The sequence below is a fragment of the Pseudomonas sp. NFXW11 genome, from assembly GCF_049887815.1.
In the GTDB taxonomy this organism is placed as follows: domain Bacteria; phylum Pseudomonadota; class Gammaproteobacteria; order Pseudomonadales; family Pseudomonadaceae; genus Aquipseudomonas.
On sequence record NZ_JAGEKI010000009.1, the window covers coordinates 160,721 to 177,475 of the forward strand.

Sequence of the window (16,755 nt, forward strand, 5' to 3'; positions counted from 1 at the left end):
TAATGGATATCTCACAGATCTCGGCTCACTTGAGCCAGCATCATTACTGGCATGGACGTCACTTTCGCGAGTTGATCCATATCGAAGCCGATGAAGAACAGAGCTTTCGGGCGTACTGGTCGAACCTGGTGCGGGACGAGGCCTTCAAGGAATACACCCACCGCGAGCGGCGCATCCTGCGTTATCGCCTGCTGCCTTGCGGGCAACTGCAGATGGATAGAAATGCCGAGTACAAATCGTCGGTCGTCTATCCCATCAACTATCGCCAGGGCGTGAATGCCCTGACTTACTCTGAAGACGGCTTTATCGCCCATCCGATCATGCAGCAACTGTTGGCCACCGATATCGCTGCACTTGGCGCAGCCTTGGCAGGGCACTCCTATGCCATCGATATCCATCAGTTTCGGGTCAGGACGGACAGTGAAACCAGCAGCCCGACGACCTCGGGCATCCACCAGGACGGGTTGGATTGGGTGTTCATGCACTTTATCGACGCGTGCAATACCGTTCCGGTGGTGTCCGATATCTACGCCACGCAGGAGGCGGATAGTTGCCTGCTGAGTGTGCCCATGGAGCGCTTCCTGGAAACCATCGTGCTTGATGACAACGTGCTCTATCACCGCGCCGGGGATGTCCAGCAGATGGCCCGCCAGCAGCCTGCCTGGCGCGACTTGCTGCTGGTCGGGTTTCGCCGCCTGGCAAATGATGCAGAGGAGACCGCTCATGCTGAAGGATGACGCTGGGTTGGCCCAGTCCACGCGGAACGGACGCCTGATCATCTTTGCCCGGGGCGTTTCCGATTTCGGCGCCTTTCTCAATATGGTGGCGTTATCCACCTATGTGTACTGGCTCAGCCAAAGCGTGGTGTTCGTCAGCGTTTTTCTGGCGTGTCGGGTCATAGGAGGGATTGTTGCCAGTTTGCTGGGGATCAGCTTCTTCAGGCGTTTTGCCGGCCGTGGTGCCTTGGCCGGGCTGGATGCGTTCAGGGCTCTGCTACTGGTACCGCTGCTGTTCCTGGCGCCTGCGCATCAACTGAGCCTCCTGCCCTTCATCGCCTTCGGCATTGGGCTGTGCAACTCGCTCTTTGCCATCGGTCTCAATAGCCAGTTGCCGACATGGGTCGCGGCCAGCCAGCGTGTGGCCACCAACGCCTGGGTGACTTCTGCCGCTGCCACCGGGGCGGTGCTGGGTAGCTTGCTGTCCGGGTTACTGATCGCCAATGGGGGATTCGAAGCGGTCTTTGCAACCAACATCGCCACTTATGTGCTCGCCGCCTGCCTGATTCTGCCATTGCGAGCCTTGTACCCGGCCACCGCCGCCGAGCAGAAGGGCATATCCAGCGAGTGGCGCAAACTGCGGGTCGGGTTGCGCAGCTCACCGGTGCTTGCGGCCATGTTGTTGATCAGCCTGCTCGATACCCTGGGCAGCGCGGCCCATAACGTCGGCTTCCCCGTCCTGTCGCAGTACATGGCCCCTGATACGTCGAACACCGTCATGGGCTATTTGCTGGCTGTCTGGGCCTGCGGCAAGTTTGCCGGTGCGCGGCTGGCCAGTGTGATCTTGAACGGACGTGGCACCCGCGGCATGGAACGCCTGTTCATGGCAGGTGTGGCCCTGATGTCCAGCGGTTTCATCTGCACATTCCAGCAAACGGAGCTGTGGCTGGCGCTGGTGTTCATTGTCTGGGCGGGCTTGGGAGACGGTTTTGCCGAGGTGGCGTTGATCTCCCGGGCGCAAAGCGAGCCCGAGACGCTGCGCCTTCCCCTGTTCAGCTTGTTGACCCTGATTCAGATGGCCGGCTTTGGCGTGGGGATGCTTATCGTGGGGCCGTTCTATGTGGTTTGGGCGCCGGCGCAGGTGATTGTGCTGTTCCATGGCTTGCCTTTAACCGCACTGCTGATCATGGGCTTGTGGATGTATTTCAAGCGTCGACGATTCCCAGTGAAGGCCCTTCTGAAGGAGTGACAGGCGTCTGCACCATCCCCGGTGGCCATGCCGCTGGATTATGCTGCCGGCTCGCGGTGCCCACCGGGCAGGTGCCGGCAGTTGAGGTAAGGCATGGACAGATTTCAGGAAATGCAGGTGTTCGTCTGCGTCGCCCAGGAGCAGGGTTTTGCCGCGGCCGCGCGGCGCTTGAACCTGTCGGCGGCCAGCGTGACCCGGGCGATCGCCGCCCTGGAGCAGCGCATCGGCATCCAGTTGCTGATTCGCACCACCCGCAGCGTGCACCTGAGCGAGGCCGGGCAGGGCTACCTGGAGGATTGCCGGCGCATTCTCGCCGAGGTCCAGGACGCCGAAGCCTCGGCCGCCGGCATCCATGCCCAGCCCCGGGGCCTGCTGACCCTGACCGCGCCGGTGCTGTTCGGCGAACTCTTCGTCACCCCGCTGCTGGTGCGCTACCTGCAACGTTATCCACAGGTGCGGGTCAATGCGCTGCTGATGGACAGGGTGGCGGGCATGGTGGAGGAGGGCATCGATGTGGCGGTGCGCATTGGCGAGCTGGCCGACAGCGGCCAGCACGGCATCCGCGTCGGCCAGGTGCGGCGGGTGGTGTGTGCCGCGCCGGAGTTCCTCGCTGCCCACGGCCGGCCACAACATCCCGATGACCTGCGCCAGGCGCCGCTGATCGCGCCGTCGTCGATCGGCCAGGCACGCAACTGGCCGTTCAACGATGGCGGTCGCGCCCTGAGCCTGCGCCCCGAACCGCGGCTGCTGGTCAGCGCCAACCAGGCGGCCATCAGCGCCGCCTGCCTGGGGCTGGGCCTGACCCGGGTGCTGTCCTATCAGGTGGCCGACAAGGTCGCCGCCGGGCAACTGGAAATCGTCCTCGAAGACTTCGAGCTGGCGCCGCTGCCGATCCATGTGGTGTACCAGGGTGGGCGCAAGGCGCCGGCGCGGGTGCGCAGCTTTGTCGACTTCGCCGTGCAGGCCCTGCGGGAACACCCGGCGCTCGATTCTTGAGGGGATTTATTACGCTGGATGAAATGATGGATTGCGATTTCTGGTGATTCTGTTGTTTTTGTCCGGGGATCAAGATGGCTCTCCCAGCGCGACCTTTCGCTCGCGCTCCAGCCGTGGAGTCGCCCATGTCCCTGCTACCCATCAAGTTCTACAACTTTCCCCGTTCCGGGCATGCCCATCGCGTGGAGCTGATGCTGTCGCTGCTCGACCTGCCCACTGAAACCATCTTTGTCGACCTGGCCAAGGGCGCCCACAAACAGCCCGAGTTCCTCGCCCTCAACCCCTTTGGCCAGGTGCCGGTGATCGATGACCAGGGCGTGGTGGTGGCAGATTCCAACGCGATCCTGGTGTACCTGGCGCAGCAATACGGCAAGGGCCGCTGGCTGCCCGAGGACCCGGCCGGTGCGGCCCAGGTGCAGCGCTGGCTCTCGGTCGCGGCCGGTCCCATCGCCTTTGGCCCGGCCGCTGCGCGGCTGATCACGGTGTTCGGCGCCAGCTTCAATGCCGAGGAAGTGATTGCCCGCGCCCATGCCCTGCTCAAGGTCATGGATCAGCAGCTGAGCCAGCGGCCGTTCCTGGTGGGGCAGCAGGCGACCATCGCCGATGTCGCCGGCTACAGCTACATCGCCCATGCCCCCGAGGGCAACGTGTCGCTGGACGATTACCCCCATGTGCGCGCCTGGCTCGAGCGGATCGAAGCCTTGCCCGGTTTTGTCCCCATGCCCGCCACGGCGGCCGGCTTGAAAAGCGCCTGAAGTCGAACCCGCGGAGGTGGTGACATGAGCACGGATTCCCCCTGGCATGCCGGCGAGCGGCAATTGCAGGCCCAGGCCGGGGTGGCCGAGCGCATGCAGGCCTACGGCAGCAAGGTTATTCGCCGTGAGATGCCCGAGCAGCACCGGCAGTTTTATCCACAGCTGCCGTTCATCCTGCTGGGAGGTGTGGATAACCAGGGCAACCCCTGGGCGAGCCTTCTCGAAGGGCCGCCCGGGTTCGCCCAGGCGCCCCAAGCCGACCTGTTGCGCCTGGAGCGGCTGCCGGCCGCTGACGATCCGCTGCAATTGCAGCCCGGCGCGGCCCTGGGCCTGCTGGGCATCGAGTTGCACACCCGGCGCCGCAACCGCCTCAATGGCCTGGTCAGTACCCTGGATGGCACCGGCTTCAGCGTCAGGGTGCAGCAGAGCTTCGGCAACTGCCCGCAGTACATCCAACTGCGGGACATGCAGCCCCAGCCCTTGAGCGATCCGGCCAGTCGCCCGGCCGAATATCGACAGGACCTGGACGCTGCCGCCCGGGCCCTGATCAGCGCTGCCGATACTTTTTTCGTCGCCAGCTACGTCGACCTGGCCGGTGAGCGCAGTGTGGATGTGTCCCACCGTGGCGGGCAGGCAGGGTTCGTGCGGATCGAGGGCAATTGCCTGACCATCCCGGATTTCTCCGGCAACCTGCATTTCAATACCCTGGGCAACCTGCTGCTCAACCCACGGGCCGGGTTGCTGTTCATCGACTTTCTCAGCGGTGAGCTGCTGCACCTGACTGGCCACACCGAGATCATGCTCGACGGGCCGCTGCTCAGCGCCTTCCAGGGGGCCGAACGGCTCTGGCGTTTTCATGTGGAGCGCCTGGTGCGCCGCCCTGCGGCCCTGTCCCTGCGCGGGCAATTGCAGGGTTTTTCTCCCAACAGCCTGCTCACCGGCAACTGGTCGCAAGCCGAGGCACGCCTGCGGGCCAGTGCCCTGGGGCGGCAATGGCGGCCGTTGCGGGTGGTGCGCATCGAGGACGAGAGCCGCAGCATCCGTTCCTTCTACCTGGAACCGGCCGATGGCGCCGGTTTCCCAAGCTTCCTGCCCGGCCAGCACCTGCCGCTGCAGGTGCTGATCGATGGCCAGCCTTTGGTGCGCACCTACAGCCTGTCCAGCGCGCCTTCCGATGATTTCCTGCGTATCAGCGTCAAGCGCGAGGGCCGGGTTTCCAGCTACCTGCACCAGCAGCTCAAGGTCGGCGACCTGCTCCAGGTACGGGCTGCCCAGGGCCTGTTCAGTGCCGACCCCCAGGCCACGCAGCCCCTGGTGCTGTTGGCCGCCGGGGTGGGGATCACGCCCTTGCTGTCGATGCTGCGCGAAGTGCTGTACCAGGGCCGGCGCACCCGTCGTACCCGTCCCACCTGGCTGATCCTGGGGTCCCGTAGCCTCGCCGAGCAGCCCTTCGCCGCCGAACTGCAGGCCTTGCGTGAACAGGGCGGAGACTCGGTGCGAGTGCTGCGCCTGCTCAGCCAGCCGGAAGCGGAGGCGCGCTTGGGTATCGATTTCGATGAGTGCGGGCGCATCGCTACCCCGTTGCTGCTGGCCCAGCCGGAGCTGGATCTGGACCGTGCGGATTTCGTGCTCTGTGGTCCCGGCGCCTTTACCCAGGGCCTGTACGACAGCCTGCGTGACCTGGATATCGACGACCGGCAGATTCATGCCGAAACCTTCGGCCCTTCCACCCTGCGCCGCCGCGCCGACTCCCAGGCGCCAGCGTTCCCGCAACCGCCCGCGGCCACCGGCGAGGTGACCGTAGGCTTGCAGCAGGCCGCTCTATCCTTGTGCTGGAGCCCCGCCAGCGGCAGCCTGCTGCAACTGGCGGAAAGCGCCGGCCTGCAGCCGCCCTTCAGCTGCCGAGGCGGTTCCTGTGGCACCTGCCAGACCCGCCTGATCAGCGGCCAGGTCAGTTATCCACAGGTGCCCGCGCAATTGCCCGAGCCTGGCCAGGTGCTGATCTGTTGTGCGGTGCCTGCCGCTGTGGATAAAGACTCAGCGCCCCTGGTGCTGGACCTGTAACCGCGAGAAAAAAGTCCCCGCCAGCGATTGCCGCCAGCCCCGGCCCTGCGTAGGCTGGCGCGATTCGGGTGAGGGCTTGGGCGGCTTTCCTGCCGTGGCCACCCGGAGTCTTAGCGTTAAAGGGAATCAACGATTCATGCTCCCCCGGGTCTTTCTGCGCCTTTGCACCCTGCTGTTCTGCGGGCTGTTGCTCAATGCCTGCGGCAACGCCAACGCACCCGCCCTGGAACAACAACTGTATATCTGGCAACGCCAGTGGACCCCGGCCCACAGCGACGCCCTGGCGGCCTCGCGGGCCGACTTTTCCACAGTCCGGGTGCTGGCCCTGCAGGCTTTTCCACAGGCCGGCTGGAGCCGTGCGCGGATCGACTCGGCATTGCTCAAGCAGGATGGTCGGCGGCTGATCGCGGTGGTGCGTCTCGATGGGCAACTGCCGGCCCTGGACGGCGCCGAAATCGTCCGCCAGATCCAGCAACTGCTGCTCGACTGGCACGCCCAGGGCCTGACCCTGGCCGGTATCGAGATCGATCACGATGCCGGCAGTGCGCGCCTGCCGGCCTATGCCAAGTTCCTGCAACGATTGCGGGCCACACTGCCGCCAGAGCTGCCCCTGAGCATCACCGCCTTGCCGGCCTGGCTCGACAGCCGCGAGTTGCCGGCGCTGCTGGCCCAGGTCGACAGCAGCGTGCTGCAAGTGCATGCGGTGAGCGATCCGCGACGTGGCCTGTTCGACCCCAAGCAGGCCGAGCAATGGGCCAGGCGCTGGGGGCAAGTCAGCGACAAGCCTTTCTACCTGGCCCTGCCTGCCTATGGCGTGGCCCTGCTACCCGCGGGCGATGGTGCGCCCCTGGTGGAAAGCGAGGCGCCGCTGGCCCGGCCCGGCCAGCGCCAGGAACTGCTGGCCGACCCTGAACAACTGAGCCGCCTGGGCCTGCGCCTGCGGCAAGACCCGCCGCCGCACCTGGCGGGGCTGATCTGGTTCCGCCTGCCGCTCAAGGGCGATGTCCGCGCCTGGAGCCTGGACACCCTGCGCGCCGTGGCCCGCGGCGACGCCCTGGACAGCCGCCTGGGCATCCGCCTGCATGAGCAGGACGGCCTGTTCGATATTCGCCTGGACAACCCGGGCAATCTTGATAGGCCCCTGCCTGAACAACTGACCCTGGCCGTTGCCCAATGCGACGGATTCGACGGGCTGGGTGGCTACAGCGCCCGGTTGGTCGACGGCCAGCTGCTGTTGACCCGCCAGCAGAGTGGCCGTCTGGCCGCTGGCGCCAGCCGGGCCGTGGCCTGGGCCCGCTGCACAAAAATTGACCAAGGAGCTGCGCATGTTCGTCCCTAGATCCCGCCATCTGCTGTGCCTGAGCCTGTGCCTGCCCCTGGCTCCAGCCCTGGCCTGTGGGCCGACCTTTCCCATGCGCCTGCTGGACGACCGGCCGCACACCCTGGCGCAGTTGCCCGAAGGCAGCTTCCAGTTCGAGGTCAACCGCCTGGGCCAGGACATCGCCGGGCTCAAGCCGCTGCCCAAGGAAGGCTTCAGCCCCGACTACAGCAGCCCCATCAGTGCCGATGTGCAAGAGCGCACCAAGGCTGAAGAGCAGGGGCTGAACCCGGCTCAGCGGGCCCTGGTCGCCGAGCTGCGCAAGCTGGCCGATGGGCGGGCGGCGCAGCAGCAGGGCAGCAGCCTGGCGCCGGAGGTCAATCTCTACACGGCGGGCGCCGTGGCCTTCGGCGCCGGCGATCACCAACTGGCGGCAGAGTATTTCCGCCAGGTGCTGGCGCTGCCCGCCGAACAGCGGCCCCTGCGCAGTACCTGGGCGGCCTATTCCCTGGGCCGGGCCCTGGTGTTGATCAGCCAGGAGGCCAACGAGCTGGATGACCAGGGCCGGCTCGACACCCTGCAGGCGGCGCGCCAGGCCTTTGTCCAGGCGCGCCAGCTGAGCATCGAGGGTTTCAGCGATCCCCTGGCCCTGGGCGTGGCCAGCCTGGGCGAGGAGGCGCTGATCCTCAAGAACCAGAATCATTGGAGCCAGGCCATCGAGCTGTATGCCAGCCAGAGCCGCCTGGGCTCGATCGTCGGCTACAGCTCGCTGAAGCAGGTGGTGGGCGAGCTCGGCGGCCTGCCCGACGCGCAGTTGCTGGAGCAGCTCAAGCAACCCTTGGTGGCGCGCTTGCTGACGGCCTCGCTGGTGGCCCATCAGGCCTGGTCCTTTGGCGAGCGGCCGGCCTCCGAGCTGAACCTGATCAAGCTGCTGAGCCAGGGCACCGCCGGCACGTTCGACAACGCCGACCGGCTGGCGGCGCTGAATTACCAGAACGGCGATTTCGTCACCACCCAGCAGTTGCTGGAGCATGCTGGCGACGGCGGCCTGGCCTGGTGGCTGCGGGCCAAGATGGCCGTGCGCGGTGGCGACAAGGTGGCGGCCGCAGCTGCCTACGCCAAGGCGGCCGCGGCCTTTCCCCGGGACGAGAGCTGGGGCTTTCGTGGCGACTACGACGGCAACTATGAAGACCTCAAGCCGGGCTGCCGGGTCGAGGGCGAAAGCGCCGTGCTGGCCCTGGATCGTGGCGACTACGTACAGGCGTTCGAGCTGCTCTACCGCAGTGGCGATATCTACTGGCACGACGCGGCGACCGTGGCCGAGCGGGTGCTGACCCTGGATGAGCTCAAGCACTTCGTCGACACCCAGGTACCCGCGCCGCCGCCGACCCCAAAACAGGCCGACGCCTACTACGAAAGCCTGCCGATTGCCGCCCAGGTGCGAGAACTGCTGGGCCGGCGGCTGCTGCGAGAAGGCCGCTACGAGGAAGGCTGGGGCTACTTCGACAGCCCGGAACGCCAGGCCATTGCCAAGGCTTACGGCGAGTACCGGCGCAGTGCCGAGTCCGCCTGGCTGCCCACGCGCCGGGCCGAGGCCTATTACCAGGCGGGCAAGCTGGCGCGGGCTTCGGGGATGGAGATTCTCGGCTACGAGATGGGCCCGGATTATCACAGCCTGTGGGGCAGCTATAACCTGGAGATCCCGCCGGTGCAGGCCGGGCCCTTCATCAGTGCCGACGAAGTGCAGCGCCAGCAGGCCACCACCGCCGAGCCCGATGTGCGCTACCACTACCGCTACGTGGCGGGGGAGTTGGGCAACCGCGCCGCGGACTTCCTGCCCCACACTAGCCAGGCCTACGCCGCGGTGCTGTGCAAGGCGGCGCGCTGGACCCGGGGCAGCGATGCCGAGATCGACTACTACCAGCGCTATGTGAAGAACGGCCCCTTTGTGGAGTGGGCCGGCAACTTCGGCATGAACTGCGAGGAGCCGGACTTCGGCAGCGCCAACAAGCGCTACCTGACCCAAGGGCTGGATGCCGCCCGCTCGGCCGTGGTTCGCCACACGTTGCTGAGCGCCGCAGGCGCTGGTCTGCTGGTGCTGGGGGCGGCCTACCTGCTACGCCGTCGGCGCAGCGCCTGACCCGGGCCCTCAGGCCTGCTGGACAAAGGTCAGGCGCAAGGCAAAGCCGATCAGCAGGCTGCCGAACAGCCACTGCTGCACGCGCTGCGCCGAAGGGCTGCGTTGCATCCAGCGACCCAGCCCGGCGCCGGCCAGGGCGTAGCAGCAATCGAACAAGCCGCCCACGGCCACCAGCAGCACTCCCAGAGTGACGAACTGCGGTGCTACCAGGGCCTCGGGGTCGATGAACTGCGGCAGCAATACCGAGCAGAACAGCAGCGCCTTGGGGTTCAGCAGGTTGGTCAGCACCCCGCGCTGGATCGCCTGGCGCCAGCGCAGGGGCGTGGCGGCTTGGCCATGGCCTTCGAGGCTGGGCAACAGATTGGCCCGCAGGCACTGGATGCCGATCCACAGCAAGTAGGCGGCACCCGCCAGGCGCACCAGGTCGAAGGTCCAGGGCGCGGCCTTGAACAGCGCCGCCAGGCCCAGGGCGGCCAGGGCCACATGGCAGCCGCGGGAGATGGCCAGGCCCAGGGCCGTGGCCAACGCCTGGGCCCGCCCCTGGCGAGCGCCGGTCTGCAGCAGCAGGATCATGTCGGGGCCCGGCAGCAGGTAGACCACCGCCAGGGCCAGGAAATACATCCACAGTTGCGCCACCTTGCACCCCATTGGTTATCGAGTTGGAGCGCCCAGTTTAGGACCGAAGGGCAGGGCAGGTGCTTGCGTAATCAACCAGCAATGGCTCTGAAATTGGCATAATCTTCCATTTTTCAATGGGCTGACCAGGCGGATGTGCCAAAGATGAAACTCGATGCCTACGACCGCAAGATCCTCGCCGCCCTGCAGCGCGACGGACGCCTGAGCAATGTGCAGCTGGCGGAGGAGATCGGCCTGTCGCCGTCACCCTGCCTGCGTCGGGTGCGCATGCTGGAGGAAGCCGGGGTGATCCGTGGCTACCAGGCGACCTTGGACCGCGATGAAGTAGGCCTGGGGCTGACGGTGTTCGTCGGGGTCAAGGTGGAACGGCACAACGACGCCGAGGCCGAGGCCTTTCGCCAGGCGGTGCTGCAATTGCCGGAAGTGATCTCGGCGTTCCTGGTGTCCGGCGAGTCGGATTTCCTGCTGCAGGTGGTGGTGCCGGACTTGCGTGGCTACGACCGCTTCCTCACCGGTTGCCTGCTGAAGATCCCCGGGGTCAGCGATATTCGCAGCAACTTCGCCATTCACACGGTGAAAACCCCGGGGCCCCTGCCATTGGGGCATTTGCCCAGCTGATGATCCCGCAAGCGCGTTGCCGTTCGTGGCGAGGGAGCTCGCTCCCGCCCGGGCGGCCGGCGTCCCGGCGCGCAGCGGCCGCATGCCCTGAATCTGCGATCTGCCTGATAGACCGTGGACTCAGGCCTCGGGAAGGCTGCGCCTTCCAGCGCGAGCAAGCTCGCTCGCCACAGGGCTTGGGTTGTCCTTCAGTGGCGAGGGAGCTCGCTCCCGCTCGGGCGCGCAGCGGCCGCATACCCTGAATCTGCGATCTGCCTGATAGACCGCGGACTCAGGCCTCGGGAAGGCTGCGCCTTCCAGCGCGAGCAAGCTCGCTTGCCACAGGGCGGGCAGCTTGTGGCTGCCCTTCAGTGGCTCAGGTCCACCAGTAGCGCACCAGATGGAAGAAGATTGGCGCGGCGAAGCACACCGAATCCAGCCGATCGAGCATGCCGCCATGGCCTTCGATCATGTGCCCCCAGTCCTTGACCCCGCGGTCGCGCTTGATCGCCGACATCACGATGCCCCCGGCAAAGCCCAGCAGGTTGATCAGCAGGGCGATGAGGAAGGCCTGCCAGATCTTGAACGGGGTGATCCAGAACAGCGCGCCACCGATCATCGACGCCAGCAGCACACCGCCGACAAAACCCTCGACGGTCTTGGACGGCGACAGGTTGGGGGCGATCTTGCGCTTGCCGAAGAGTTTTCCACAGACGTACTGCAACACGTCCGAGAGCTGCACCACTATCACCAGGAAGGCGATCAGCAGCAGGTTGCGGCCCTCGTAGCCGGCGATGTCCAGGGTCAGCAGGGCCGGCACGAAGGACACGCAGAACACCGCGATCATCAGCCCCCACTGGACCTTGGAGGCGCGCTCGAGGAAGTGCGTGCTGTCGCCGCCCAGGGAGGCGAGGATCGGCAGCAGCAGGAACACATAGACCGGAATGAAGATCGAGAACAATCCATACCAGTCGGAGTAGATCAGCAGGTATTGCAGGGGCAGGGCCAGGTAGAAGGCCGCCACCAGGGCCGGGTAGTCGCTGCGCCGGGTCGGGGTCAGGGTGAGGAACTCGCGCAGGGCGTAGAACGACACCGCGTAGAACAGCAGGATCACCGCCGCGGTGCCGAGCCAGAAGGCGATGCCGATCACCAGCACCATCACCCACCAGGCGTTGATCCGCGCGTTGAGGTTGTCGATCACCGAGTTGGGTGCGCCACGGGTGCGCCACTTGAGGATGAAACCGATCAGCGAGGCCAGCACCAGAATGGCGCCGATGCCGCCGAACAACATCAGGGTCTGCTTATCCATCTCAGCTGTGCTCCGGGGCCAGGGCCAGCAATGCGGCGCGGCTGCGTTCGAGAAAGTGTGCCTTGCTTTCATCCTCTTCCAGGGTCAATGGCGCACCGAAGCTGGTGGTGCACAGCAGCGGCAGGGGCAGGAAGCGGCCCTTGGGCATGACCCGGTTGAGGTTGGCGATCCACACCGGAATCACCTCCACCTGTGGATAACCCTTGGCCAGGTGGTAGATGCCGCTCTTGAACGGCAGCAGGCCCTCTTCGGGGTTGCGCGTGCCTTCCGGGAAGATGATCAGCGAGTCGCCGTGGTCCAGGGCGTCGAGCATGGGTTGCAGGGGGTTGCTGTCCCCGGGCTCCTTGCGTTCACGGTCGATCAGCACGCCGTTGAACACCCGGTTGATGATGTAGCGGCGCAGGCCGCTTTTCTGCCAGTAGTCGGCGCCGGCCACGGGCCGGGTCAGCTTGCGCAGGCTAGGCGGCAACGAGGCCCAGAGCAGCACGAAGTCGCCGTGGCTGCTGTGGTTGGCGAAGTAGATGCGCTGCACCGGCCGCGGCGCCGAGCCGAGCCACAGGCTGCGGGCGCCGGTGATGCTGCGGGCGGCGGTGGTGATCAGGCTGGCAACCAGGGGTTCGAACATCGGGGCACTCCTTATCCGGTGAAGGTCAGCCAGGGGCTGACCAGAATCACGCTCAACAGCACCAGCACCTGGGCGGCCAGCAGCAACGCCTGGCGTCGCAACAGGCCCAGGGCGCCACGGCTGCGCTGGTCCCAGGGCCGCCCGCCGCGTTCCGCCGGTTGCAGGCCAAGGGCGCTCAGGGCCTGGTCCAGGGCCTGGGTGCTGTGTTCAAGCGGTACAGGGGCATCGGCCACGCGCTGAAACAGCTCGGCGTCGAATGCCACCCGCAGCGCCAGGTACTTTTCCACCAGGCCCAGCAGCACCAGGGCCAGGCTCACCAGCAGGCCGCCGAGGCTGACGCTGGCCAGCAGGTACTGGCCCAGGCCATACAGCGCGCCGAGCAGGGTCAGGCCTGTGGATAACTGATCCAGGGCGCGACCCCGGCGCAGCAGGCTGGCGACGCTGTAGAGCTGCATTTCACTGGACATGGGCCGGCCTCCGGTTACCCACCAGGCTTTCCAGGGCCTGGCGATGGGCCGCATGCAGGACGATCTGCGGGCGCGCCCGCTGGATCTGCACCAGGGCGGCATCCACCGTGGCGGCGCGGCCGCTGTGCAGCAGCCAGGCGGCCAGCGCCGTGGCGCTGCGCGAGTAACCCAGGGCGCAGCACACCAGCAGCGGGCCATGCTGGCGCAGGCGTTCGATGGCTTCGGCGGCGGCCCGGCACTGTTCGGCGCTGGGGGCGCACAGGTCGAGCACTGGCAGGCTCTGGTAGGCCCGCAGCCCGCGGCTGTCCAGGGACAGCTCGGCACACAGGTCGAGCACCGCGGCAAAGGGGCTGTCCTTGAGTTCCGCCGGGGTGGGCAGGCGCCCGAGCCAGAGGTTATCCACAACCGGGTCCGGCTGTGGATGCTTGCGGGTCCAGAGCCGCGAGTTGATCCAGGCCGCCGCCAGGTAAGGCGCCAGCAGCCAGCGCGCGGCGGGGCTCAGGCTGCCGTCCTGGCGCTTCTGGAAACCCGCGGCGCCCAGCAGGGCGTAGTTCAGGGCCACCAGCAGCAGCGCCACGGCGGGCCAGATCAGCCACAGCGCCGTACCGCCCCAGGCCAGGGCCGCGACGGCCAGCAGTGCCGCCCCCAGGCCATAGCGCAGGGCCAGTTGGCGGCGCTTCGGGTCTTGCGCCAGGCGCGCACTGAACAGCGGGCTGGGGCGATCCAGCGGCCACAGCCAGACGCACAGCCAGCCGGCCAGGGCGCCTGTGGGTACATCGATAAAGTGGTGTTGATAGGTGCTCAGCACCGAGACCCCGATCAAGGCGAACCAGCCGTGCACCAGCCAGCGCCAGAAGCCCTGGGTATGCCGCGCATAGCAGACCCAGAGCACCACCAGCAGGGCGATATGCAGCGACGGCGCCTGGTTGAAGGGCTTGTCGAACCCCGCCAGCACCGCGAACAGCCAGCCGAACACCCCGTCCAGTTCCGGCCGGGGAAAGGTGAAGCGCAGTGGCCAGATCAGGAAGCAGCTGACCGCGATCAGTTGGGCGCTGAGCAGGCGCAGGGCGTGGCGCTTGAGCTCGTCACGGCTGCGGGGCAGCAGCAGGGAGAAGCCGTAGAGCAGGTCGATGGACCAGTAGGGCACGATGGTCCAGGCCCAGAACGGCATATGCCGTTCCCAGTCGAAGACCAGGCTGCCGACGTCGTCCCGCTGCGCGCTGACCCAGGTGGCGAAGCCGTAGGTGCCGAAGAACAGCGGTGCCAGCAACAGCAGCCAGAGCACCGCGGGTTTCAGCAGGCCCGGCTCCCGCGCCGGCAAGGCGCCTGCGGCCATCATTGCACCCGCTGCGCCAGGGATACGCTGAAAATGCCCCACTCATCCACGCGCATGGTGACCTTGCGAAAGCCCGCGGCCTCCACCAACTGGTCCATCTCCGCCTGGGTACGGCGCCGCATCACCCAGGCCTGGCCTTCGCGGTGGCTGGTCAGGGCCCGGGCAATCAGTTCCAGCTGCGGGTGCCAGGGTTGGCCGGTGTACACCAGGTAGCCGCCGGGTTCCACGGCGCTGGCCAGGCCGGCCAGGGAGTCGCCGACCATCTGGTTGTCGGCGAACAGCTCATAGAGACCGGACACCACCGCCAGGGTCGGCTTGGGATCGAGGGCCGCCAGGTCTTCGCGATCAAAAGCGTTGCCTTTGACGAAACGGGCGATGTCGCCCAGGCCTTTCTCCTGGATCAGGGCGCTGCCGTCGCGCACGTTGATATCGCTGTAGTCGCGCAGCAGGATCGACTCCGGCAGCGCGGCCTCGCCCTGCAGGGCTTCGAGGATGTAGCGGCCGTGGCCGGCGGCGATATCGACGATGCGCACCGGGCTGTCTTGTTCACGGAGCTTTTCCATGGCCAGGCGCAGCAGTTCTTCCACATGCAGCTTGCGCTGGCGAATGCCGCGCCAGCCGATGGAGTTCAGGTAGTTCTGGTCGATCATCCGGCCCAGGGCCGAGTGCCCGGTGGGCTGGTTGCGGTAGACGTAGTCCAGGGTGCTGCCGGAGTCGAAACCGGTGTCGAAGCCCAGCTTGACCCCCGCCGACAGCTGGCTGCCCAGGCGCATGCTGGCGCGGGTGGTGCGCCAGTACAGGTCACGCAGGGAGTTGTGCGGCAACGGCGCGGCCAGGGCTTCGGCCTCGGTGCAGGTGGCCCCTAGGCGGTCGGCGTCCAGCAGGGCAGGGCGGTTCAGCGGCTGGGCGAAATTTTCCAGGATAAAGCGGCGGATGCTGGCCATGGCCGGCGCCCGGTTCTTCTCCCCCAGGGTGTCGTGGAAGAAGCCCGGGAGGATGTGTTTTTCCTTGCGCAGGCTGCCCAGGCGCTCGAAGAACTGCTCCTGGGGTTTGCGGTGCACCACGAAGTCGGAGCCGGAGATCAGCAATTGGGTCGGCACCTGGATCGCCTGGGCATCGGCCACCACCCGGTCCGCCGCTTCATAGAGGCCCAGCAGCACGTTCACCGAGATCGCCTTGGTGATCAGCGGGTCGCTGTCGTAGCTGCGCACGCGCTCCGGGTCGTGGCTCAAGAAGCGCGCCTTGACGTAGCTGTTGACGAAGAAGTTGCCGCGAAAGCGCCGCATCAGGGCCAGGCCGGGACGGGCGAAGGGCACGTACAGCTTGACCTTGAACGCCGGCGAGGCCAGCACCAGGGAGCGAATTCGTGGCGCGTAGTCGTGGACCCAGGTGGAGGCGATCACCGCGCCGACGCTCTGCGCCACCACCGCGATGTTTTCCTCGTCGATGCCGTGGGCGCTGCCCAGGTGGTCGCAGAAGGTTTGCACGTCGCGCACGCTGGTGGCGAAGCTCGGGCTGTCGCCGCGTTCGCCCGGCGACTGGCCATGGCCACGGGCGTCCCAGGCGAAGAAATCGAACTGCGGCAGGTTGAGTTGTTCCACCAGGTGGGCGATGCGCCCGGAATGCTCATGGCCGCGATGGAACAGCATCACCGCCTGCCGTGGCGCGCCCAGGGCGACCTCGGTGGCCGGCCAGTGGCGGTAAAACAGTTCGACACCGTCATGGGTTCGGAACGTCTGGTGTTGAGCGTCGCGCATAGCCATTTCCTTATGCAGAGGGAGCGTTGTGCTGAACTTCTTTAAGGCCCTGGCGGACCCGGTTGATCAGGGTGTAGACCAACAGCGCGGCGACCAGTGCCAGCACGCCGTTGACCCACAGGGCGCCAAGCCAGCCCAGGGCGATGCCGCTGGCCAGCACGCCGAGGATAAAGGCCCGGTCGCTCTTGCCCATGGGGCCGTCGTAGCGTCGCGAGGCCCCGACCATGGGCCCGAGCACCCCGGCGTATTCGCTGAACAGCGCCAGCAGGGTCACGCCCAGCACCAGTAGCAGGCTGACATCGGGCAGCAGGGCGAAAGGCAGGATCAGCGCGCTGTCGGCGACCACATCGCAGAGTTCGTTGAGGTAGGCACCCAGGCGCGATTGCTGGCCAAATTCCCGGGCCAGCATGCCGTCGATGGCATTCAGCGCCATGCGCAGGATCATCCACAGGGGAATCAGTGCGAACAGCCAGGCGTGGCTGGCGAACAGGGCGATGACGGTGCCCACCAGCAGCGAGATGACGGCGGCCAGCAGGGTGATCTGGTTGGCCGTGGTGCCGTTGTCGTACAGGCGCTGCACCAGGGGCCGCAGCAGGTTCTGAAAGCGCGGTTTGAGCTGGTAAATCGAGAGCATGATGGGACGGTTCCTTGTCGCACGCGGGGAGCAGGGCTGGATTATTGCCTTAAATGCCAGGGGGCTGACATCAGAAGTTTCAGCAGCAGCAAACGGCCGTTTCTTCGTCTACGACGTACGCAATAGATGAAAAGGCATGGCGAGCGACAAAAATTT

Annotated in this window: 15 protein-coding genes; 8 read left to right on the forward strand and 7 right to left on the reverse strand. The window is 66.4% G+C overall.

The features are described 5' to 3' along the window. Positions 1-2 precede the first annotated feature (2 nt). From J4P02_RS16135 to J4P02_RS16165, 7 genes are all read left to right on the forward strand, one after another. Positions 3-737 (forward strand): 2OG-Fe dioxygenase family protein, encoded by a 735-nt coding sequence (locus tag J4P02_RS16135; RefSeq protein WP_426191946.1) that lies wholly within the window; start codon positions 3-5, stop codon positions 735-737. After that, positions 724-1,965: an MFS transporter gene (locus J4P02_RS16140; RefSeq protein WP_426191948.1), complete on the forward strand. Its 1,242-nt coding sequence runs from the start codon at positions 724-726 to the stop codon at positions 1,963-1,965. Before J4P02_RS16135 ends, J4P02_RS16140 begins: the two co-directional genes overlap by 14 nt. A gap of 93 nt (positions 1,966-2,058) precedes the next feature. Next, positions 2,059-2,961 (forward strand): LysR family transcriptional regulator, encoded by a 903-nt coding sequence (locus tag J4P02_RS16145; protein ID WP_426191950.1) that lies wholly within the window; start codon positions 2,059-2,061, stop codon positions 2,959-2,961. Positions 2,962-3,086: 125 nt separating this feature from the next. Further along, on the forward strand, positions 3,087-3,716 hold the full coding sequence (locus tag J4P02_RS16150) for a glutathione S-transferase family protein (RefSeq protein WP_426191952.1): 630 nt from the start codon (positions 3,087-3,089) through the stop codon (positions 3,714-3,716). Between the two features lie 24 nt (positions 3,717-3,740). Next, positions 3,741-5,780, forward strand: a complete 2,040-nt coding sequence (locus tag J4P02_RS16155; protein ID WP_426191954.1) for a pyridoxamine 5'-phosphate oxidase family protein — start codon at positions 3,741-3,743, stop codon at positions 5,778-5,780. A 136-nt stretch (positions 5,781-5,916) separates the two neighbouring features. Next, positions 5,917-7,119 (forward strand): DUF3142 domain-containing protein, encoded by a 1,203-nt coding sequence (locus J4P02_RS16160; protein WP_426191956.1) that lies wholly within the window; start codon positions 5,917-5,919, stop codon positions 7,117-7,119. Next, positions 7,106-9,238: a hypothetical protein gene (locus J4P02_RS16165; protein ID WP_426191958.1), complete on the forward strand. Its 2,133-nt coding sequence runs from the start codon at positions 7,106-7,108 to the stop codon at positions 9,236-9,238. The genes J4P02_RS16160 and J4P02_RS16165 overlap by 14 nt, the downstream gene beginning before the upstream one ends. 9 nt (positions 9,239-9,247) lie before the next feature. On the opposite strand, the gene J4P02_RS16170 is transcribed toward J4P02_RS16165, so the two are convergent. Then, positions 9,248-9,886, reverse strand: coding sequence for a LysE family translocator (locus J4P02_RS16170; protein ID WP_426191960.1), 639 nt, complete (start codon positions 9,884-9,886; stop codon positions 9,248-9,250). Between the two features lie 132 nt (positions 9,887-10,018). On the opposite strand from J4P02_RS16170, the gene J4P02_RS16175 reads away from it, so the two are divergent. Then, positions 10,019-10,492, forward strand: coding sequence for an Lrp/AsnC family transcriptional regulator (locus J4P02_RS16175; protein ID WP_426191962.1), 474 nt, complete (start codon positions 10,019-10,021; stop codon positions 10,490-10,492). Positions 10,493-10,847: 355 nt separating this feature from the next. On the opposite strand, the gene J4P02_RS16180 is transcribed toward J4P02_RS16175, so the two are convergent. Genes J4P02_RS16180 through J4P02_RS16205 form a run of 6 tightly spaced genes read right to left on the reverse strand, consistent with a single transcriptional unit; the run spans position 10,848 to position 16,599 of the window. Then, positions 10,848-11,780 (reverse strand): phosphatidate cytidylyltransferase, encoded by a 933-nt coding sequence (locus J4P02_RS16180; RefSeq protein WP_426191964.1) that lies wholly within the window; start codon positions 11,778-11,780, stop codon positions 10,848-10,850. A 1-nt stretch (position 11,781) separates the two neighbouring features. Then, complete coding sequence (locus J4P02_RS16185) at positions 11,782-12,405, reverse strand: lysophospholipid acyltransferase family protein (RefSeq protein WP_426191966.1); 624 nt, start codon at positions 12,403-12,405, stop codon at positions 11,782-11,784. Positions 12,406-12,416: 11 nt separating this feature from the next. Then, positions 12,417-12,872, reverse strand: a complete 456-nt coding sequence (locus J4P02_RS16190; RefSeq protein ID WP_426191968.1) for a hypothetical protein — start codon at positions 12,870-12,872, stop codon at positions 12,417-12,419. Continuing rightward, complete coding sequence (locus J4P02_RS16195) at positions 12,862-14,208, reverse strand: phosphatase PAP2/dual specificity phosphatase family protein (RefSeq protein WP_426191970.1); 1,347 nt, start codon at positions 14,206-14,208, stop codon at positions 12,862-12,864. Before J4P02_RS16195 ends, J4P02_RS16190 begins: the two co-directional genes overlap by 11 nt. After that, positions 14,208-15,965, reverse strand: coding sequence for a bifunctional alpha/beta hydrolase/class I SAM-dependent methyltransferase (locus J4P02_RS16200; RefSeq protein WP_426191972.1), 1,758 nt, complete (start codon positions 15,963-15,965; stop codon positions 14,208-14,210). The genes J4P02_RS16195 and J4P02_RS16200 overlap by 1 nt, the downstream gene beginning before the upstream one ends. Positions 15,966-15,975: 10 nt before the next feature. After that, the gene (locus J4P02_RS16205) at positions 15,976-16,599 is read right to left on the reverse strand and encodes a CDP-alcohol phosphatidyltransferase family protein (protein ID WP_426191974.1); all 624 of its coding nucleotides are present in this window, start codon (positions 16,597-16,599) and stop codon (positions 15,976-15,978) included. Positions 16,600-16,755 lie beyond the last annotated feature (156 nt).

Excerpts from the sequence above, each read along its gene's own strand:
- J4P02_RS16135 (WP_426191946.1), top strand. The coding sequence starts at position 3 with ATGGATATCTCACAGATCTCGGCTCACTTGAGCCAGCATCATTACTGG.
- J4P02_RS16140 (WP_426191948.1), top strand. The coding sequence starts at position 724 with ATGCTGAAGGATGACGCTGGGTTGGCCCAGTCCACGCGGAACGGACGC.
- J4P02_RS16145 (WP_426191950.1), top strand. The coding sequence starts at position 2,059 with ATGGACAGATTTCAGGAAATGCAGGTGTTCGTCTGCGTCGCCCAGGAG.
- J4P02_RS16150 (WP_426191952.1), top strand. The coding sequence starts at position 3,087 with ATGTCCCTGCTACCCATCAAGTTCTACAACTTTCCCCGTTCCGGGCAT.
- J4P02_RS16155 (WP_426191954.1), top strand. The coding sequence starts at position 3,741 with ATGAGCACGGATTCCCCCTGGCATGCCGGCGAGCGGCAATTGCAGGCC.
- J4P02_RS16160 (WP_426191956.1), top strand. The coding sequence starts at position 5,917 with ATGCTCCCCCGGGTCTTTCTGCGCCTTTGCACCCTGCTGTTCTGCGGG.
- J4P02_RS16165 (WP_426191958.1), top strand. The coding sequence starts at position 7,106 with ATGTTCGTCCCTAGATCCCGCCATCTGCTGTGCCTGAGCCTGTGCCTG.
- J4P02_RS16170 (WP_426191960.1), bottom strand. The coding sequence starts at position 9,886 with ATGGGGTGCAAGGTGGCGCAACTGTGGATGTATTTCCTGGCCCTGGCG.
- J4P02_RS16175 (WP_426191962.1), top strand. The coding sequence starts at position 10,019 with ATGAAACTCGATGCCTACGACCGCAAGATCCTCGCCGCCCTGCAGCGC.
- J4P02_RS16180 (WP_426191964.1), bottom strand. The coding sequence starts at position 11,780 with ATGGATAAGCAGACCCTGATGTTGTTCGGCGGCATCGGCGCCATTCTG.
- J4P02_RS16185 (WP_426191966.1), bottom strand. The coding sequence starts at position 12,405 with ATGTTCGAACCCCTGGTTGCCAGCCTGATCACCACCGCCGCCCGCAGC.
- J4P02_RS16190 (WP_426191968.1), bottom strand. The coding sequence starts at position 12,872 with ATGTCCAGTGAAATGCAGCTCTACAGCGTCGCCAGCCTGCTGCGCCGG.
- J4P02_RS16195 (WP_426191970.1), bottom strand. The coding sequence starts at position 14,208 with ATGGCCGCAGGCGCCTTGCCGGCGCGGGAGCCGGGCCTGCTGAAACCC.
- J4P02_RS16200 (WP_426191972.1), bottom strand. The coding sequence starts at position 15,965 with ATGCGCGACGCTCAACACCAGACGTTCCGAACCCATGACGGTGTCGAA.
- J4P02_RS16205 (WP_426191974.1), bottom strand. The coding sequence starts at position 16,599 with ATGCTCTCGATTTACCAGCTCAAACCGCGCTTTCAGAACCTGCTGCGG.